Source organism: Exiguobacterium sp. SH3S3 (assembly GCF_004337115.1).
GTDB classification, from domain to species: domain Bacteria; phylum Bacillota; class Bacilli; order Exiguobacteriales; family Exiguobacteriaceae; genus Exiguobacterium; species Exiguobacterium aurantiacum_A.
Genome location: NZ_SJUU01000013.1, coordinates 1 through 17,618, shown reverse-complemented (window position 1 = coordinate 17,618; position 17,618 = coordinate 1). Strand labels below are relative to the sequence as shown.

Sequence of the window (17,618 nt, the reverse complement as noted above, 5' to 3'; positions counted from 1 at the left end):
GTCTGCGGTAATCCAACATATTCGGTTGAACGTGTTTTACTTTAACAGCGGCATCACACGTTGTCAACAGTTTATTTCAAGTGAATTACTTGATGAAATCGGCAGTCGCGACACGGATACCAGGACCCATTGTCGAAGAAAGCGCGATGTTTTTGAGGTAAGTTCCTTTTGCAGTAGCAGGCTTAACTTTCATGAGTGTCTCGAGGATAGTCTCGATGTTCTCAGAGAGTTTTGTTGCTTCAAATGACTTCTTACCAACTGGTACGTGGATGTTACCGGCTTTATCAACACGGTACTCAACTTTACCAGCTTTGATGTCCGCGATTGCTTTCGCAACGTCGAACGTGACTGTGCCTGTTTTCGGGTTAGGCATGAGGCCTTTTGGTCCGAGAACGCGACCGAGTTTACCAACTTCACCCATCATGTCAGGTGTCGCAACGATAACATCGAAGTCGAACCATCCTTGTTGGATTTTAGTGATGTACTCAGCATCGCCGACGAAGTCAGCGCCAGCCGCTTCAGCTTCTTTAACTTTTTCGCCTTTTGCAAAGACGAGAACTTTTTGTGTTTTACCAGTACCGTGTGGAAGTACAACGGCACCGCGGATTTGTTGGTCCGCTTTCTTCGGATCTACGCCGAGACGGACAGCAATTTCGATTGTTTCATCGAACTTAGCTGTTGCAGTTTTTTGAACGAGTTCAACCGCTTCTGCGAGGTCGTAAGACTTCGTGCGATCAACAAGCTTAGCTGCTTCTTGGTGTTTTTTACCCATGATTCTTTTCCTCCTTGTGGTTAGCGGAATTTCCTCCCACATAATGAAGGGATTGAAGGTGAGCAAAATATGCACCGACAATCCCAGAGACTAATAAATTAGTCTTCGATTACAATACCCATACTGCGCGCAGTACCTTCAACCATAAGCATCGCTGTTTCTACAGACGCTGCGTTAAGGTCAGGCATTTTAAGTTCAGCGATTTCGCGAACTTTATCACGCTTAACCGTTGCTACTTTCTTACGGTTCGGTTCTCCTGAACCGCTCTCGATACCAGCAGCTTTTTTCAAAAGAACTGCAGCTGGTGGAGTTTTCGTAATGAATGTAAACGAACGATCTTCGTATACCGTAATGACTACAGGAATAATCAATCCGGCTTGGTCTTGTGTACGAGCGTTGAACTCTTTACAGAATCCCATGATGTTAACACCTGCTTGACCAAGTGCTGGACCAACTGGTGGTGCTGGGTTAGCTTTACCAGCAGGGATTTGAAGTTTAACGAGTTTAGTAACTTTTTTCGCCACGAGACACACCTCCTTAAGTCTAAAATGTGGTTTCTTGGACGTTGTGCGCCCTCCCACTCAATCTATTAGGTCGAGTTTGTACTGAAATATAGCACAACATCAAACATTTCCGATTGTACCATCCGTTTCCGAGAATGGCAAGTGGGTTTTAGTTAATTTTCTGAACTTGTTCGAAATCAAGCTCAATTTTTGTTTCGCGGCCGAACATGTCGACGACGACTTTGAGCTTCTCTTTGTCAGTTTCGATCTCATCAATCGTACCTTCAAAGTTCTCGAACGCGCCTTCTTTGACACGAACGAGATCGCCAAGCTCATAGTTATAACGGTCTTTCTTCTCAATCAGACCCATCTGCGAAAGGACGTTCGTCACTTCGTCAGGCTGGAGCGGGATCGGCTTGGCGCCGCCCCCGGTTGATCCGAGGAAGCCCGTTACGTTTGGCGTGTTACGAACAACATACCATGAATCGTCTGTCATAATCATCTCGACGAAGACGTATCCAGGGAAGTTTTTCACTTCACGCTCTTTAATTTTCTTTTCGCCACTCTTCAACGTGACTTCTTCTTGCGTTGTTTCGGTCGGAACGAGGACGCGGAAAATTTTATCTTCCATGTTCATCGAACCGATTCGACGTTCTAGGTTTTCTTTGACATTGTTCTCAAAGCCAGAGTACGTCTGGACAACAAACCATTGTTTCTCCACGGCTTTCACCTCTTTCCTTAGTTAATCAATAGGTTGACGAGATAACTGACACCAGTATCTACGCCGAACACGAACAGGCCGATCACGACGACCGTCGCGATGACTGTGATGGTATATTTTGTGAGCTCTTTACGAGTCGGCCAACTCGTCTTCTTTAACTCTTTCCATACATCGCGCAAAAAGTTCATGGTAGCTTCCTCCTACGTTGAATGCCAATCTACGTTACTTTGATTCTCGATGTGTTGTATGCGCATTGCAACGACGGCAGAACTTGTTCAGCTCGAGCCGCGTCTGCACATCATCTTTCTTGGTCGTCGAGTAAACTCTTGACCCGCAATCCGCGCACTCGAGACTTACTTTCTTTGCCATCCATAAGCGCCCCTTTCGACAGCTCCATATTAAAAAAGAGCGAAAAAAAAACGCCTCCTGTAACTGGCGTCTACGGACAAGGCGCTGCCTTAAAAGTATCACATAGGAGGCGTGCGGTCAATACGAGTTAACTCGTCAGCATTTTAACATCAACGTGCCGCTCGAATTTTTTCTTCACGCGCTGTAAGGCGTTATCGATCGACTTCACGTGACGGTCAAGGTCGTCAGAGATTTCTTGATACGAACGACCATCTAAATAAAGACGAAGCACTTTTCGTTCCAAGTCACTGAGGAGCTCATCCATCTTCTCTTCCATGAACAGTTGTTCTTCCCGCGTGACGAGCAAGTCTTGCGGGTCGTTCGGATGCGGGGGCAAGATCACGTCGAGCAACGTCCGGTCAGACTCATCGTCAAAGATCGGCTTGTCGAGCGAGACGTATGAGTTGAGCGGAATATGTTTCTGACGCGTCGCCGTCTTAATCGCCGTGATCATCTGACGGGTGATACACATCTCGGCAAAACTCTTAAACGAAGCGAGGCGTTCATCCCGATAGTCACGCACGCCTTTATACAGACCGATCATTCCCTCTTGGACGATATCCTCGTGGTCGGCGCCGATCAAAAAGTAAGACCGCGCCTTCGCCCGCACGAAGTAACGGTAACGTTCAATCAAAAACTCGAGCGCATCACTATCCCCTTCATTCCGCGCTAGAGAGACGAGCTCTTCGTCTGACATCGTTTCAAACTGCTCGTATGGCCATCCGTTCATGTTTCATACCCCCCGGCTATTGATAATGAACTATGTAAGTTAGTGCTCTTATTATAGGCGTCATACAAAACGACCGTCAAATAAATTTCAAAAAATTCCGTCAATTAGATATGGTGTAACTTATACAACTAATAGTATACAACATTTCTTTCCAAAAAAATGTCAAATTAAAAACAAAAAAACGAGTCCATTGTATGAACTCGTCAGTGAGAATCCTCACCGTTCGACTTACGGCGCCGCATTTCTTCAAAACGGGCCATGACGTCAGGCGGGATATCGATTGTTTTTCGATTGGACCGGTCGCTCGCGAGCGTCTGACGCTCTTGCTCAATCGCCACTTTCGCTTGCTTCCAATCCTTTAATAGTTCGGTCGCCGGGACACGGAGGGCACCTTGACCGAAGATGACCCATTGCTCGGTAAAGTCGTTTGTGGCGACGAATAACGTCACTAAACGATCGTCCACGAGTTCATGGGCTCGCCGTTCGATCCACTCATCCGCCGTTTCGTTCTCCTTCGTATAGACGACCTCGACCCGGCTCCGCTTCTGGATCGATTCGCGCCCATAGCGCATGTGGGCATCAAAGACGACCGTCACCATGCGGCCTGTGGCGGCCTGATACTCGGCCATCGCTTCAATCAAGTCATTTCGAGCTTGATCGAAGTCGATGTCCCGCAGTTTTCGAAGATGCGGCCACGCCCCAATGATGTTATAGCCATCGACGAGGAGTAATTCTCGCTTTTTCAGGCTCATGATAACGGATTACGAGAGCGATGCACCTCATACAGAAGAAGTGCGGCTGCGACCGAAGCGTTGAGCGACGTGACATGACCGACCATCGGCATATGGACGAGGAAGTCACACGCCTCGCGCACGAGACGGCCCATCCCTTTCCCTTCGCTGCCGATGACGACGACGAGTGGCATGTTCCCATCGAGCCGACGATAGTCTTGACTCTCACTCGCGTCAGTTCCGACGATCCACATCCCTTTTTCTTTCAATTCTTCGAGCGTCCGCGTCAAGTTCGTGACACGCGCGACCGGGATATATTCAATTGCTCCCGTCGAGGCTTTCGCGACGGTTTGCGTCAAGCCGACCGAGCGCCGTTTCGGAATGATGACTCCATGGGCGCCGACCGCGTCAGCTGTCCGTAAAATCGATCCCAAGTTGTGCGGGTCCTCTAGCTCATCGAGCAAAATAAAGAGCGGTGTCTCCCCTTTAGACTCGGCCAGCGCGAACATATCGTCAAGCGTCTTATACTCGTAAGCCGCAACGGCCGCGACGACGCCTTGATGGTGTTCACTGCCAGCCATTTTTTCAAGCTTCGTCTTCGGGACGAACGAGATCTGTACCGAGGCCTCATTGGCCATGCCGATAATTTGGGCGAGCGGCCCTTTGTGCTGCCCTTCCATGATAAAGACTTTGTTCATATCCCGTCCGCTCCGAAGCGCCTCGATTACTGGATTACGTCCATATAAGAAATCGATGCCTTCTTCAAGGACGTCAACTTCTTGATAGTCCGGGCGTTCCGGCTTTTGACGGTGCGGACGGTCGCCCCGTTCGCCTCTCGGACGGTCGAACGAACGCTTATCGTTCGCTCGTCCTCCTTCATGTCGTTTCGGGTTGCTCGGTTTCGAGCCATGTGAGTGCCTGTTCGATGAGTTCTTCAAGACGATCCCTTCTTTCTATTAGATATGTGTAGCCGATCAATGCCTCAAAAGCTGTCGAGTAGCGGTACGTGTGGACGTCAGTGCGTTTCGGGATCGACCCTGATTTCGCGTTTTTACCGCGCCGGACGATCGCTGTCTCGTCCTCGCTCAAGATACCCGTCTCTAACCAGTGGGTGACGACACTCGCTTGCGCGGTTGCATTCACGTAACGGACGGCCCCGCGATGGAGGTCGTTCGGTCGCGTCAACCCTTTGCCGAGCAGTCGTTTTCGTACCGCCATCTCATACACTGCGTCGCCCATATAAGCGAGGGCGAGCGCGTTTAGTTGATTCGCATTCGTCATGATCGTTTCCACCGTACGCCTTGCGCCGTATCTTCGAGCTGGATATTTTGTTGTTTCAACAAGTCACGGATCTCGTCGGCACGGGCAAAGTTACGATCTGCTCGAGCCGTATTCCGCTCGAGAATCAACTGATCGACCTCGGCGTCGAGTAGTTCTGTTTCCACTTCAATCGTCAACCCGAGTACGCCCGTCAATTCCTTGAACAAGTCGAGCACTTGCTCGAGCGTATCTTTCGAGACATGGTCTGCTTTGGCGTAGATGTTTGCCTCTTTTGCTAAATCAAACAATACTGTCACGGCATTCGCCGTGTTGATATCATCATCCATCGCTTCGATAAATGCTGCTTTCACCGTCGCAAGTTTTCGCTCCATCGCCTCGCTCGGTTCAACGAGGCCGGCCGTGACCGACAGACGGTATTCGACGTTATGGTACGCTTCCTTGATCCGGTCCCATCCGTTAGCGGCCTGATTGATCAGCTCGCGGCTATAGTTGATCGGATGACGGTAGTGGACCGATAACATGAAGAAACGGAGCACCATCGCGTCGACTTCTTTTAACGCCTCGTGGACGAGCAGGAAATTTCCGAGTGATTTCGACATCTTCTCGTTCTCGATGTTGATGAAGCCGTTGTGGAGCCAGTAGTTCGCAAACTTCGTATGGTTGCACGCCTCAGACTGTGCAATCTCATTCTCGTGGTGCGGGAATTTGAGGTCATGCCCGCCTGCGTGAATGTCGATCGTTTTGCCGAGGTGCTTCTTCGCCATGGCCGAGCATTCGATATGCCAGCCGGGGCGTCCTTGTCCCCACGGGCTGTCCCAAGCCGGCTCATCTGGTTTGGCCGCTTTCCAGAGCACGAAGTCGAGCGGGTCTTCCTTCTTCTCCCCGACATCGACACGTGACCCGGCCCGAAGGTCTTCAATCGACTGTTGGCTGAGCTTGCCATACTCTTCAAACTTACGCGTCCGGAAATAGACATCGCCTTCTGATGCGTAGGCGTAGCCTTCATCCTCTAAGTTACGGATAAAGTCGATGATTTCCTCCATCGTGTCGGTGACACGTGGATACACGTCCGCTGGCAAGACGTTCAACGCACCCGTATCCGCCAAATAAGCGTCGATATAGCGGTTCGTCAGCGTTCCGACATCTTCACCGAGCTCATTCGCCGTACGGATGATCTTATCATCCACATCGGTAAAGTTGAGGACGTACTTCACGTCGTAGCCTCGGTATGTCAAATAGCGCCGTACCGTGTCGAATGCGATGGCCGGACGGGCGTTTCCGACGTGAATATAATTATAGACGGTCGGTCCGCATACGTACATGGACACTTTCCCAGGAACGATCGGGTTGAACGGTTCTTTCTTATTCGTGAGGCTGTTGTAAAACTGAATCATGTGACTTCTCCTCCATCTGTTTCTCGAGTAATGCTAACTTGCGTTCCAAATCAGCCACGGCGTTCTCTAACCGCTCTTGGCATTCACGATCCGGGTCCGGTAAGCGATGGTCGAGGTCGTGCTGTTTGACCCGCTCCCCGTTGCGGATGACGACACGTCCCGGGATCCCGACGACGGTCGAGTCTGACGGGACATCTTTTAAGACGACCGAACTGGCCCCAATTTTGACGCAATCGCCTATCGTGATATTACCGAGCACTTTCGCGCCGGCCGAGATGAGCACATCGTTCCCGATGGTCGGATGCCGCTTCCCTTTTTCTTTGCCGGTTCCGCCGAGCGTCACGCCTTGATAGATGGTGACGTTGTTGCCGATGATGGCCGTCTCCCCGATGACGATCCCGAATCCGTGGTCGATAAAGACACCTTCGCCGATGATGGCACCCGGATGAATCTCAATCCCGGTCACCCAGCGACTCGTCTGGGCAATCATTTTAGCCAATAGTTTAATATTGCGAGTCCACAACCCATGCGCGATCCGATGCGACCATAAGGCATGGAGGCCTGGATACGTCAATACGACTTCTGCTTTTGAGCGGGCAGCCGGATCGAGTTCGAGCACGTTCCGGATGTCGGCGCTCACACTTTTCCAAAATCCCATAATTGTTCTCCTTTTCCATATCAAAAACAAAGACGCCCCTGTGCCAAGGCACAGAGACGCCGTAAGCGCGGTTCCACTCTGTTTGGGAAAGTTCCCCTCTCAAGTCTCGTTAACGCCGAGTCGCGGTCCCGACTACATATCGCCGGAACGGCTCCGAGGTGCACTTCGACGGGGGACGCTTCTAGAACTTCCAGCCTAGGTTCTAGTCTCTGACAAGTGTCAACCCGCTTACTTTCCTCATCGTTGCCTTTAAGCTAATAATGTTGTGAGACGTGCCAACACACGCTCTTTGCCAATCAGCGCAATCGCGTTTGGAAGTTCTGGTCCATGTGTTTGTCCGGTCGTGGCGACACGGATTGGCATGAACAAGTTCTTTCCTTTTTGCCCAGTCGCTTTTTGAGTGGCCTTCGTAGCCGCCTTGATAGCTTCCGGTGTGAAGTCCTCGATCGCCTCGAGTTGCGTTTTAAACTCGGCGAGTACAGCCGGCACCGCTTCACCGGCAAGCACCGCGTTCGCCGCCTCGTCATACTCGACCTCGTCTTTAAAGAACAAGTCTGTCAACGGTACAATTTCGGCACCGTGTGTCATTTGTTCTTTATAAAGAGCGATGAGCGCTGTGGCCCAGTCCGCCTCTTCCATTGACAAGGCTTCAGGCAATCGTCCTGCTTCTTGTAAGAATGGTAAACTGAGTGCCACCACTTCGTCAAGCGAAGCCTGCTTCATGTAGACACTGTTGATCCAAGCGAGCTTATGCTGGTCGAATACGGCCGGACTCTTCGATAGACGGCCCGCGTCGAACATGTCGATAAACGCTTCTTTCGTGAAGATTTCCTCTTCACCGACTGGAGACCAACCGAGAAGCGAGATGAAGTTGAAGAGCGCACCAGGGAGATATCCGAGGTCTGCATATTGTTCGATGAACTGGATGATCGACTCATCACGTTTCGAGAGCTTCTTATGGTTCTCGTTATAGATCAATGTCATGTGACCGAACGTCGGATACTCCCATCCGAGTGCATCGTATACCATCATCTGTTTCGGTGTGTTCGCGATATGGTCATCCCCGCGCAACACGTGGCTGATTTTCATCAAGTAGTCATCGACGACGACGGCAAAGTTGTACGTCGGGATCCCGTCTTGCTTGACGATGACCCAGTCTCCGAAGTCTTTCGACTCGAACGAAACGTCGCCTTTGACAACGTCTGTCCATTTGTACGTAACCTGTTCTGGCACTCGAATCCGAATCGACGGCTTCCGTCCTTCGGCTTCAAACGCCGAGCGCTCAGCGTCGCTCAAGTCGCGATGTGCTCCCGAGTAGCGTGGTGCTTCACCGCGTGCGATCTGTGCCTCGCGCTCCGCTTCGAGTTCTTCTGACGTCATGTAGCATTTATAAGCGAGCCCTTTGTCCATCAACTCGTTCACGTGTTTATTGTAGAGATCGAGTCGTTCCATTTGGAAATATGGACCGTAATCGCCATCGCGACCTGGACCTTCATCCCACTCGATACCGAGCCATTCCAAGTACTTCATCTGACTTTCGACACCGTTCTCGACGTTTCGTTTTTGATCCGTGTCCTCGATCCGAAGAATCATTTTCCCGCCTGCGTGGCGAGCATATAAATAGTTAAATAGCGCGGTCCGGGCGTTCCCGATATGAAGGTGACCCGTCGGACTTGGCGCATAGCGTACACGCACTTCACTCATAATATTTCCACCTTTCTTCTCTTCTGCCCAAATAGTATACCACTTTTTTCAAGCACGGTTGAGCAAGATGACCGCCTGGGCGGCGATTCCTTCTTCACGTCCCGTGAAACCTAACCGTTCCGTCGTCGTCGCTTTCACGTTCACTTGGCTAATATCAGCTTCAAGCAGTTCGGCGATGACCGCGCGCATGTCATCGATATACGTCCGGAGCTTCGGCCGTTCCGCCATAACGGTCGCGTCTACGTTGCCGAGCACATACCCTTCTGCCTTGACGAGTTGCCATACGTGTTGGAGCAACACTTTCGAGTCTGCATCTTTAAAATCGGGATCCGTATCCGGGAAGTGTTTGCCGATATCCCCTGCCGCGATGGCACCGAGCGCCGCATCTGCGATGGTGTGAAGTAACACGTCGGCATCCGAGTGTCCAAGCAAACCGCGGTCGTGGGGAATCTCGATCCCTCCTAATATAAGCGGGCGCCCTTCTGCGAACGCATGTACATCAAAACCTTGTCCGATTCTCATCGATAGTCCTCCTTCGTCAAGATCGCTTCCCCGAACAACAAATCCTCAGGGGTCGTCATTTTTATGTTGTGATAGTCACCTGGAATGACGGTGACTTCTTTCCCTGACCACTCGAACAAGCTCGCATCATCAGTCCCGATGAATCGGGATGATTCTGCCTGGTCATGAATCGCCCGGATGTCAGCCACAGGAAACGCTTGCGGTGTCTGAGCGAGCCAAAGTGTCTCACGGGGAACAGTTTGCGTAATCGTCCCCGCGGTCACTTGTTTCACCGTATCTTTCACAGGAACGGCTAAAATGGCCCCTTTCGTCTGAGCCGCTTCCGCTACTTGATGCAACTGACTGATTCGAACGAACGGCCGGGCCCCGTCATGGATCAACACAACTCCGTCCGTGTCGATTGTCTGTAAACCGGCTCGAACGCTCTGTTGCCGTTCTTCCCCGCCTGCCACGTACGTAATCGGCGTCGGGACGTGACGTAACTCATGCGCGAACCAGGCTTCTTCTTCCGGACGAATCGCCAGAACAATCTGTTCACACCATGTGTCTTTCGCAAACGCCTCGACGGTCCAGACGATGATCGGTTTTCCTTGGAGCGACAACATCAACTTGTTCTCATCGGCTCCCATGCGCTTGCCTTTCCCGGCAGCCGGGATGACGACCGTGTAACGTACCATCACGTTCACCTCTCTTCGTGAAAAAAGAGAGCGCTGATGCGTCTCTTTTTTCATACTTATTCAGGGCGAGCAAAAATCATTCGGCCCGCGGATGTTTGGAGTACGCTCGTCACGACGACAGGAAGTGTCTTCGAGATGAGCTTGCGTCCGCCTTCGACAACGACCATCGTCCCGTCTTCGAGGTAAGCGACCCCTTGGTTTTGTTCTTTCCCTTCTTTGATGACCGTCACGACCATCTCTTCTCCGGGAATGACGATCTGTTTGACCGAGTTGGCCAAATCATTAATGTTGAGCACCGGTACGTTTCGGACTTCACACACTTTATTCAAGTTGTAATCGTTCGTCACGACAATGCCTTTCTTTAACTCGGCGAGCTTGATCAATTTAATATCGACTTCGGCTACGTCTTCAAAGTCACCATCGTAAATCTCGACCTCGATTCGATCGTTGTTTTGGAGCTCTTTTAAAATATCCAGACCGCGTCGGCCTCGATTCCGTTTAAGCGTATCCGACGAGTCGGCGATGTACTGCAACTCTCCGATGACGAACTGAGGAACGATGAGCGTCCCTTCGATGAATCCGGTCTTCGAAATATCGGCGATCCGACCATCGATGATCACACTCGTATCTAATATCTTGTCGTTCGAGCGGCGTAACGGTTCCGCTTCCGGCTTGTCCCGTTCACTTTTCACGAACAACTTGATCCATTCGTTCCGCTTCCGGTAACCAACGGCAAATCCAAAGTAACCGAACAGGGCAGTCACAAAAATCGGAACAATCTTACTGAGTAAGAAGATGTCCGTGACCTCAAGCGATACACTGATCAAAAAGGCAATCAATAAACCGATGATCAATCCGATTGAGCCGAATAAAATATCGCCGACCGGTAAATGGACGAGCCGTTCTTCGACAAAACGGATAAATTTGACGATTGCATCAGTCAAAAATAAACTGAGAATGAAGAAGATAAGTCCACCAATCAAACTAGCAACGTAAGGAATCGTCAACCATGCCGGCACGCTGACCCCGAGGTCATCAAGAAGCACCATCGCTTCGATCATGCCAAACCACCCGACGACGAGTCCAATCAAAATAAATCCGAGTCGCACTGAAATCTTCACTCATTCCACCTCCTTCTATTGAATTAAAATTTCAAAAAAATAACACTTATATTGTAACACGGTTCTTTTAAACGCGTTCGTTACAAAGCGTTAAAAACTGCCAGAAGCGCCCCGTCAAAACGGGATGGCGAGTTGGAGCGCTTCATCGACAGTACTGACACCGACCACATCGATACCAGGTGGGGCGGTCCAGCCCCCTAGGTTATTCTTCGGAATGATCGCACGTGTGAAACCGAGCTTGGCCGCTTCCGCGACACGTTGCTCAATCCGTGACACACGGCGCACTTCCCCGGTCAACCCGACCTCGCCGATGCAGACATCAGTCGGACGAGTCGGGCGGTCCCGGAAACTCGAGGCGATGGAAATACAAATCGCCAAGTCGATCGCCGGTTCATCGAGCTTGACCCCGCCCGCCGCCTTCAAATAAGCGTCTTGCGTTTGCAGCAAGAGACCCGAACGTTTCTCCAGCACGGCCATGAGAAGGGCGACCCGGTTTTGGTCGATTCCCGTTGCCATCCGGCGCGGGTTCCCGAACGACGTCGGGGAAATGAGTGCCTGCAGCTCGACGAGTACCGTCCGTGTCCCTTCCATCGACGCGACGACCGTCGAGCCTGAGACGCCTGCCGTCCGTTCTTCGAGGAAAATCTCTGACGGGTTGAGCACTTCCTCAAGGCCGCCTTCTTTCATCTCGAATATTCCAATCTCGTTCGTTGAACCGAACCGGTTTTTGACGGCCCGTAAAATCCGGAACGTGTGGTGACGTTCTCCTTCAAAATACAGAACAGCATCCACCATATGCTCGAGCAGACGCGGTCCGGCAATCGATCCTTGCTTCGTCACGTGGCCGACGATAAAGACGGCGACCCCTCGTGTCTTGGCAATTTTCATCAGCGCAGCCGTACATTCCCGCACTTGGGCGACGCTGCCTGGCGCCGATTGGATTTCATCCATATATACCGTCTGAATCGAGTCAATAATGACGAACCCAGGTTCCTCTTCATCGATGACCCGTTCGATCATGAGCATGTCCGTCTCGGCGAGAACGTATAAATCCTGTGTCGGTAACCCGAGTCGTTCCGCGCGCAGCTTTGTCTGCTTCAACGATTCTTCCCCGGAAATATATAGCACTTTCCGACCGCTATGGGCGAGATGTGCACTCACTTGCAGGAGAATTGTCGACTTCCCGATCCCCGGGTCCCCACCGACGAGGACGAGCGAGCCCGGGACAATTCCACCCCCGAGCACCCGGTCGAACTCTTGACTGTTCGTATGCACACGTGTTTCTTCTTGGGAAACGACGTCTGAGAGACGCTCTGGCTTCAGTTGTCGCGACGAACTATGGACAAACGCAGCTCCCCGTTTCGCTTTCTTTTCTTCAACAAATTCTTCGACGAGCGTGTTCCACTCGTTACATCCCGGACAACGGCCCATCCATTTTGCGGATTCATAGCCACAAGACTGACATACGTACTTCGTTTTAATTTTTGCCATGTTATTCCCTTCTGTCTAAAAAAGCCCCCTCAAAAGAGAGAGGGAGCTCCGTATTTACTGGACGACACCTTCGTTGCGGACGATGAATTCACCATCTTGAACATCGAGAGCCACTTTACTGCCTTTCGTGATTTCCCCGCTGAGCATCGATTCTGAGAGTCGGTCTTCCACCTCGCGCTGGAGCGCACGGCGGAGCGGACGAGCCCCGTACTCAGGGTCATAGCCGACGACGGCAATCTTCTCAAGCGCCGATTCCGTCAAGGTGAAATCGATGCCTTGCTCGCCAAGTCGGTCTGTGAGCGTCTTCGCCATAAGTTTGACGATTTCTTGGATATGCTCTTTTTGAAGCGAATGGAAGACGGTGATCTCGTCGATCCGGTTCAAGAACTCAGGCCGGAACGCTTTTTTCAATTCTTCCATGACTTTATCTTTCATTTCCGTATATTCACGTTTCACGTCATCTTCGACGGTGAAACCGACATATTTGTTCCGTTTAAGTGCGGCCGCACCGACGTTTGACGTCATGATGATGACCGTGTTACGGAAGTCGACCGTACGACCTTTCGAGTCGGTCAGACGCCCGTCATCGAGCACTTGGAGCAAGATGTTGAACACTTCAGGGTGAGCTTTCTCAATCTCATCAAGCAAGATGACCGAGTATGGCTTACGACGAACTTTCTCTGTCAACTGACCGCCTTCTTCGTATCCGACATACCCTGGAGGCGACCCGACGAGACGGCTCGTCGCATGTTTTTCCATATACTCCGACATGTCGATTCGGATGATCGCATCCTCGTCACCGAAGAGCGCCTCAGCGACAGCACGCGCTAGTTCCGTCTTCCCGACACCGGTCGGTCCGAGGAAAACGAATGACCCGATCGGACGTTTCGGATCTTTCAGTCCGGCCCGGGCCCGGCGAATCGCACGCGAGATTGATTTGACGGCTTCATCTTGACCGATGACCCGACCGTGTAAGATCGACTCGAGCTTGAGGAGACGGTCTGTCTCCTCTTCGGCAATTTTTGTCACCGGCACACCCGTCCAGCTTGCGACGACTTGAGCGATGTCTTCTTTCGTCACTTCAAGCTTTTCATTGCCTTGCTTGTTCTGCCATTCTGATTTGAGATGCTCGAGTTCATCGCGAAGCTTCTGTTCTGTATCACGAAGCGAAGCCGCTTTTTCAAACTCTTGGCTCTGGACGGCCGCATCTTTTTCTTTACGGATCGATTCGAGACGTGCTTCAAGCTCTTTTAAGTTCGGCGGCGCCGTGAATGAACGGAGGCGAACTTTCGAAGCCGCTTCGTCGACGAGGTCGATCGCTTTATCTGGAAGGAACCGGTCCGAAATATAGCGGTCAGATAAGACAACCGCTTCATGAATCGCCTCATCCGTAATTGTGACACGGTGGTGAGCCTCATAGCGGTCACGCAAACCGAACAAGATCTGTTCAGCCTGGTCCGTCGTCGGCTCATTCACTTGAATCGGTTGGAAGCGGCGTTCGAGTGCGGCATCCTTCTCAATGTATTTCCGGTACTCGTCAAGCGTTGTTGCACCGATACATTGGAGCTCCCCTCGCGCGAGCGACGGTTTCAAGATGTTCGAGGCATCGATCGCCCCTTCGGCTCCACCCGCCCCAATCAACGTGTGTAACTCGTCGATGAAGAGAATGACGTTGCCGGCCTGGCGAATCTCGTCCATGACTTTTTTCAATCGGTCTTCAAACTCACCGCGGTATTTCGTTCCCGCGACGAGCGTACCCATGTCGAGCACCATGACGCGTTTGTTGCGAAGCGTCTCCGGCACTTCATTATTGATGATCTGTTGCGCGAGTCCTTCGACAACTGCCGTCTTACCGACGCCTGGCTCTCCAATCAAGACCGGGTTGTTCTTCGTCCGGCGAGACAACACTTCGATGACCCGTTGGATTTCACCGGCACGGCCGATAACAGGGTCGAGACGTGACTCACGGGCTTGTTGCGTCAAGTCGCGGGCCAAGCCATCAAGTGTCGGTGTCGCAGCGCTCGTGCCTGGTTGTGATGCGTTTGACGACGATTCCGTGTTCCCGAGAAGTTGAAGCACTTGTTGCCGTGCTTTCGTCAAGCTGATACCAAGGTTGTTCAAGACGCGGGCAGCGACGCCTTCGCCTTCACGAATCAATCCGAGTAAAATATGCTCTGTCCCGACGTAAGAATGACCGAGTTTACGGGCTTCATCCATCGAGAGCTCGATTACTTTTTTCGCACGCGGCGTGTAGTGGATTGTCGACCCGTTCTCAGAACCACGGCCAATCAACGCCTCGACTTCTTGTTGAATCTTCTCAGAAGTTAGACCGAGAGCGAACAACGCTTTGGCAGCAATCCCTTCACCTTCACGGACAAGTCCGAGCAAGATATGTTCCGTACCAATATTATGATGGCCAAGTCGTACCGCTTCCTCTTGTGCTAAAGCTAATACGCGCTGAGCTCGTTCTGTAAATCGACCAAACATCATTGACAAAACCTCCTTAAAGTTGGATCAAACTAAACCATGATCTAACGTTCGACGTACGAGAGTCGCTCGTTCGCGATCTCGTTCTTTCGTAGATAATGTTTTCCCGAAATGTTTTTGTAGGAAACCTGATTGTAGGCGGACGATCAAATCATGAAACTGCGGTGGACTCCAGTCGGACAAAATACCGAGGTCACTCGCTAAATGTAAATCGGATAACCGTTCAATCGCCTCTGTCGACGACAATAATTTGGAATACCGTAAAATCCCGTAAGAACGATAAAACTGATCTTCCAATTCATCTTGGTTACTGGCTAGGAGCTGTTCTCGGGCTTGACGTTCCGCGTGGACGACTTGTTCTGTGATTTCCATAAAATCAGATAACAGCTGCGATTCATCGCTGCCAAGCGTCCGTTGATTCGATAACTGGAACAAACGCCCGGCTGCGTCACTGCCTTCTCCGTAACGTCCTCGAATCGTGTATCCGAGTTTGCGAAGTTCTACTAATATAGGAGTTATTCGTCCCGTTAACGTCAGACCCGGCAGGTGCAGCATGACCGATGCGCGAAGTCCGGTACCGATGTTGCTCGGACACGTCGTCAAATAGCCAAGCTCTTCATCGAAAGCGTATGGGAGCGACTCGCCACAGAGCGCGTCGACTCGTTTCGCAAGTTCGAACGCTTCTTGGACTTGATAGCCGGGAAGCAACGTTTGGATGCGCAAATGATCTTCTTCGTTAATCAACACGCTGATCGTCTCGTCTTCACTCAGGAAAACAGCACTCTCATCTTTTTCCGCAATCGTCGGGCTGATCAAATGCTTTTCGACGAGAGCTTGCCGCGTCACTTGATCATAGGCGCGCATATGCAAATATTCAAAGCCTTGTACGCCGCCCAAGGCCGTCTCGATGCGTTCGCATAGCTGACGCTGTCCTTCTTGAGACAATGTCGGAGAAAAGACGATGTCTTTTAAATTGCGTGCCAAACGAATTCGTGTCGAGATGACAAGATCATCAAGCTTGGCCCGTTCTTTCATTTTTGGACCGAGTGGATGTTTGAGGAATGTCTCCATCACGCCTCACCTTGCCCTTTCAGTTGCGTCATTTCTTTTTTGATGCGTGCCGCTCGTTCATAATCTTCTTGTTCGACGGCCCATTCTAACTCCCCTGCTAACTTTACAAGACGTTCGCCGATTCGCTCATCCGGTGTGCGTAACGCGTCAGGTACCGACCCGACATGATGGTCATGCCCTTGCTGGTACTGACGTGTCATTTTAATCAACTCTTCACGGAAGACCGTGTAGCATGAGGCGCAGCCCGCTTTTCTTAGATGCGTCATCTCGCTCTGTGTCATCTGGCAAGTTGGACACCGCTTCACGACAGGAACGTAATCGGCCATCACTTCGACTGTACAGTTCCGACATAGTTTTCGTTCGACTGGGACCCCGTTTTCCAACATAACGACTTCATTGACGGCAGGACGCCGTTTACACCGTTCGCATAACATGTCTTAAGCCTCCGTCAGTGATAACTAAGTAACTTCATCAGGGCGAGTAGCTGCTGTCTTCGAATCAGATAGCGGTCGTCGGCGTTCAAGCCGAGCGTTTCGTCGGACAACAAGTGGTACAGTAAACGGACATCCCGCTCGCTCAACATACCTTCTTCAAATAAACGGATCAAAATGTTTTCAACAAGTTGTTCCGTCAGACGAGGATGGTCTTGTAAAATGTCCATTAAACTCGTCAGCAAGTCTTGTTTCTCGTGAAGAATGACACGACGAATTCGAATATAACCGCCCCCACCTCGCTTACTTTCTACAAGGTAGCCTTTTTCGACCGTAAAACGTGTATTGATGACATAGTTGATTTGAGACGGAACACATTCAAAACGTTTCGCGATATCTTGTCGTTTGATTTCAATCGCTTCTGCCTGACTTTCCTTCAGCACTTGCTTCAAATACTGTTCGATTACATCAGATATGTTTCTCATCTCCACCACCCTCTGACCATCTTTGACTTTTGATTTTATTCTATCACTGATTTAAAAAAAGGCAAACGAAAAGCGACGACGCAAATGCGTAGTCGCTCAAAAGAAAAGACGACCAAGCATGTGCTTGGTCGTCTTTCATATGGCCTGGCAACGTCCTATCCTCACAGGGGGAGACCCCCAACTACTTTCGGCGCTGAAGCGCTTAACTTCCGTGTTCGGCATGGGAACGGGTGTGGCCGCTTCGCTATCGCCACCAGACAAGGGATTGTTCCCTGAAAACTGAAGACTCATCAAGTTCAAACCGTTTCTAGATCAAAGCCTCGACCGATTAGTATCATTCAGCTCCACACGTCGCCGTGCTTCCACCCATGACCTATCTACCTCATCGTCTCTGAGGGGTCTTTCTTGATTGCTCAAAGGGAAATCTCATC

Annotated in this window: 20 protein-coding genes, 2 rRNA genes and 2 other annotated features (1 of these 24 running past the window's edge); all 22 genes read right to left on the bottom strand. The window is 51.0% G+C overall.

The features are described 5' to 3' along the window. Positions 1-26: a sequence feature (ribosomal protein L10 leader region), on the bottom strand; it reaches 128 nt to the left of the window's first position. Positions 27-85: 59 nt separating this feature from the next. Beyond that, positions 86-772, bottom strand: a complete 687-nt coding sequence (gene rplA, locus EVJ28_RS12035; RefSeq protein ID WP_083274148.1) for a 50S ribosomal protein L1 — start codon at positions 770-772, stop codon at positions 86-88. Positions 773-870: 98 nt separating this feature from the next. Then, positions 871-1,296, bottom strand: a complete 426-nt coding sequence (gene rplK, locus EVJ28_RS12030; protein ID WP_070329252.1) for a 50S ribosomal protein L11 — start codon at positions 1,294-1,296, stop codon at positions 871-873. 148 nt (positions 1,297-1,444) lie between these two features. After that, positions 1,445-1,996, bottom strand: coding sequence for a transcription termination/antitermination protein NusG (nusG, locus tag EVJ28_RS12025; RefSeq protein WP_016508920.1), 552 nt, complete (start codon positions 1,994-1,996; stop codon positions 1,445-1,447). A 17-nt stretch (positions 1,997-2,013) separates the two neighbouring features. Beyond that, on the bottom strand, positions 2,014-2,184 hold the full coding sequence (secE, locus tag EVJ28_RS12020; RefSeq protein ID WP_012727692.1) for a preprotein translocase subunit SecE: 171 nt from the start codon (positions 2,182-2,184) through the stop codon (positions 2,014-2,016). A gap of 34 nt (positions 2,185-2,218) precedes the next feature. Then, entirely contained in the window at positions 2,219-2,365 is a 147-nt protein-coding gene (rpmG, locus tag EVJ28_RS12015) for a 50S ribosomal protein L33 (RefSeq protein WP_083274150.1), read from the bottom strand. A 127-nt stretch (positions 2,366-2,492) separates the two neighbouring features. Beyond that, positions 2,493-3,134, bottom strand: a complete 642-nt coding sequence (gene sigH / locus EVJ28_RS12010; protein WP_070329253.1) for an RNA polymerase sporulation sigma factor SigH — start codon at positions 3,132-3,134, stop codon at positions 2,493-2,495. A 203-nt stretch (positions 3,135-3,337) separates the two neighbouring features. Next, positions 3,338-3,886, bottom strand: coding sequence for a YacP-like NYN domain-containing protein (locus tag EVJ28_RS12005; protein WP_070329254.1), 549 nt, complete (start codon positions 3,884-3,886; stop codon positions 3,338-3,340). Beyond that, a complete protein-coding gene (gene rlmB / locus EVJ28_RS12000; protein ID WP_035386115.1) occupies positions 3,883-4,620 on the bottom strand; it encodes a 23S rRNA (guanosine(2251)-2'-O)-methyltransferase RlmB in 738 nt (245 codons plus the stop codon). The genes EVJ28_RS12005 and rlmB overlap by 4 nt, the downstream gene beginning before the upstream one ends. Positions 4,621-4,741: 121 nt before the next feature. Continuing rightward, positions 4,742-5,146 carry a Mini-ribonuclease 3 gene (locus EVJ28_RS11995; protein ID WP_035386102.1) on the bottom strand — a complete coding sequence of 135 codons (405 nt, stop codon included), beginning with the start codon at positions 5,144-5,146 and terminating at the stop codon, positions 4,742-4,744. Then, positions 5,143-6,540, bottom strand: coding sequence for a cysteine--tRNA ligase (gene cysS, locus EVJ28_RS11990; RefSeq protein ID WP_131470625.1), 1,398 nt, complete (start codon positions 6,538-6,540; stop codon positions 5,143-5,145). Before cysS ends, EVJ28_RS11995 begins: the two co-directional genes overlap by 4 nt. After that, positions 6,509-7,198, bottom strand: a complete 690-nt coding sequence (gene cysE / locus EVJ28_RS11985) for a serine O-acetyltransferase (RefSeq protein WP_070329256.1) — start codon at positions 7,196-7,198, stop codon at positions 6,509-6,511. Before cysE ends, cysS begins: the two co-directional genes overlap by 32 nt. 49 nt (positions 7,199-7,247) lie before the next feature. Next, positions 7,248-7,451, bottom strand: a binding site (T-box leader). Next, positions 7,448-8,905 (bottom strand): glutamate--tRNA ligase, encoded by a 1,458-nt coding sequence (gltX, locus tag EVJ28_RS11980; RefSeq protein ID WP_201738375.1) that lies wholly within the window; start codon positions 8,903-8,905, stop codon positions 7,448-7,450. (Overlaps the previous feature by 4 nt.) A gap of 45 nt (positions 8,906-8,950) precedes the next feature. After that, entirely contained in the window at positions 8,951-9,424 is a 474-nt protein-coding gene (gene ispF / locus EVJ28_RS11975; protein WP_070329258.1) for a 2-C-methyl-D-erythritol 2,4-cyclodiphosphate synthase, read from the bottom strand. Beyond that, positions 9,421-10,101, bottom strand: coding sequence for a 2-C-methyl-D-erythritol 4-phosphate cytidylyltransferase (gene ispD, locus EVJ28_RS11970; RefSeq protein WP_201738376.1), 681 nt, complete (start codon positions 10,099-10,101; stop codon positions 9,421-9,423). Before ispD ends, ispF begins: the two co-directional genes overlap by 4 nt. A 56-nt stretch (positions 10,102-10,157) precedes the next feature. Next, on the bottom strand, positions 10,158-11,222 hold the full coding sequence (locus EVJ28_RS11965; protein ID WP_131458635.1) for a PIN/TRAM domain-containing protein: 1,065 nt from the start codon (positions 11,220-11,222) through the stop codon (positions 10,158-10,160). A gap of 114 nt (positions 11,223-11,336) precedes the next feature. Continuing rightward, a complete protein-coding gene (gene radA, locus EVJ28_RS11960; RefSeq protein WP_070329261.1) occupies positions 11,337-12,713 on the bottom strand; it encodes a DNA repair protein RadA in 1,377 nt (458 codons plus the stop codon). Positions 12,714-12,767: 54 nt separating this feature from the next. Further along, positions 12,768-15,203, bottom strand: coding sequence for an ATP-dependent protease ATP-binding subunit ClpC (gene clpC / locus EVJ28_RS11955; RefSeq protein ID WP_070329262.1), 2,436 nt, complete (start codon positions 15,201-15,203; stop codon positions 12,768-12,770). A 24-nt stretch (positions 15,204-15,227) separates the two neighbouring features. Next, positions 15,228-16,271, bottom strand: a complete 1,044-nt coding sequence (locus EVJ28_RS11950; protein WP_131489121.1) for a protein arginine kinase — start codon at positions 16,269-16,271, stop codon at positions 15,228-15,230. Continuing rightward, positions 16,271-16,705, bottom strand: a complete 435-nt coding sequence (locus EVJ28_RS11945) for a UvrB/UvrC motif-containing protein (RefSeq protein ID WP_131458633.1) — start codon at positions 16,703-16,705, stop codon at positions 16,271-16,273. The genes EVJ28_RS11950 and EVJ28_RS11945 overlap by 1 nt, the downstream gene beginning before the upstream one ends. A gap of 14 nt (positions 16,706-16,719) precedes the next feature. Next, positions 16,720-17,187 carry a CtsR family transcriptional regulator gene (locus tag EVJ28_RS11940; protein WP_070329265.1) on the bottom strand — a complete coding sequence of 156 codons (468 nt, stop codon included), beginning with the start codon at positions 17,185-17,187 and terminating at the stop codon, positions 16,720-16,722. 142 nt (positions 17,188-17,329) lie between these two features. Beyond that, positions 17,330-17,445, bottom strand: a 5S ribosomal RNA gene (gene rrf, locus EVJ28_RS11935). A 50-nt stretch (positions 17,446-17,495) separates the two neighbouring features. Then, positions 17,496-17,618 (bottom strand): 23S ribosomal RNA (locus EVJ28_RS11930); the annotation flags it as partial.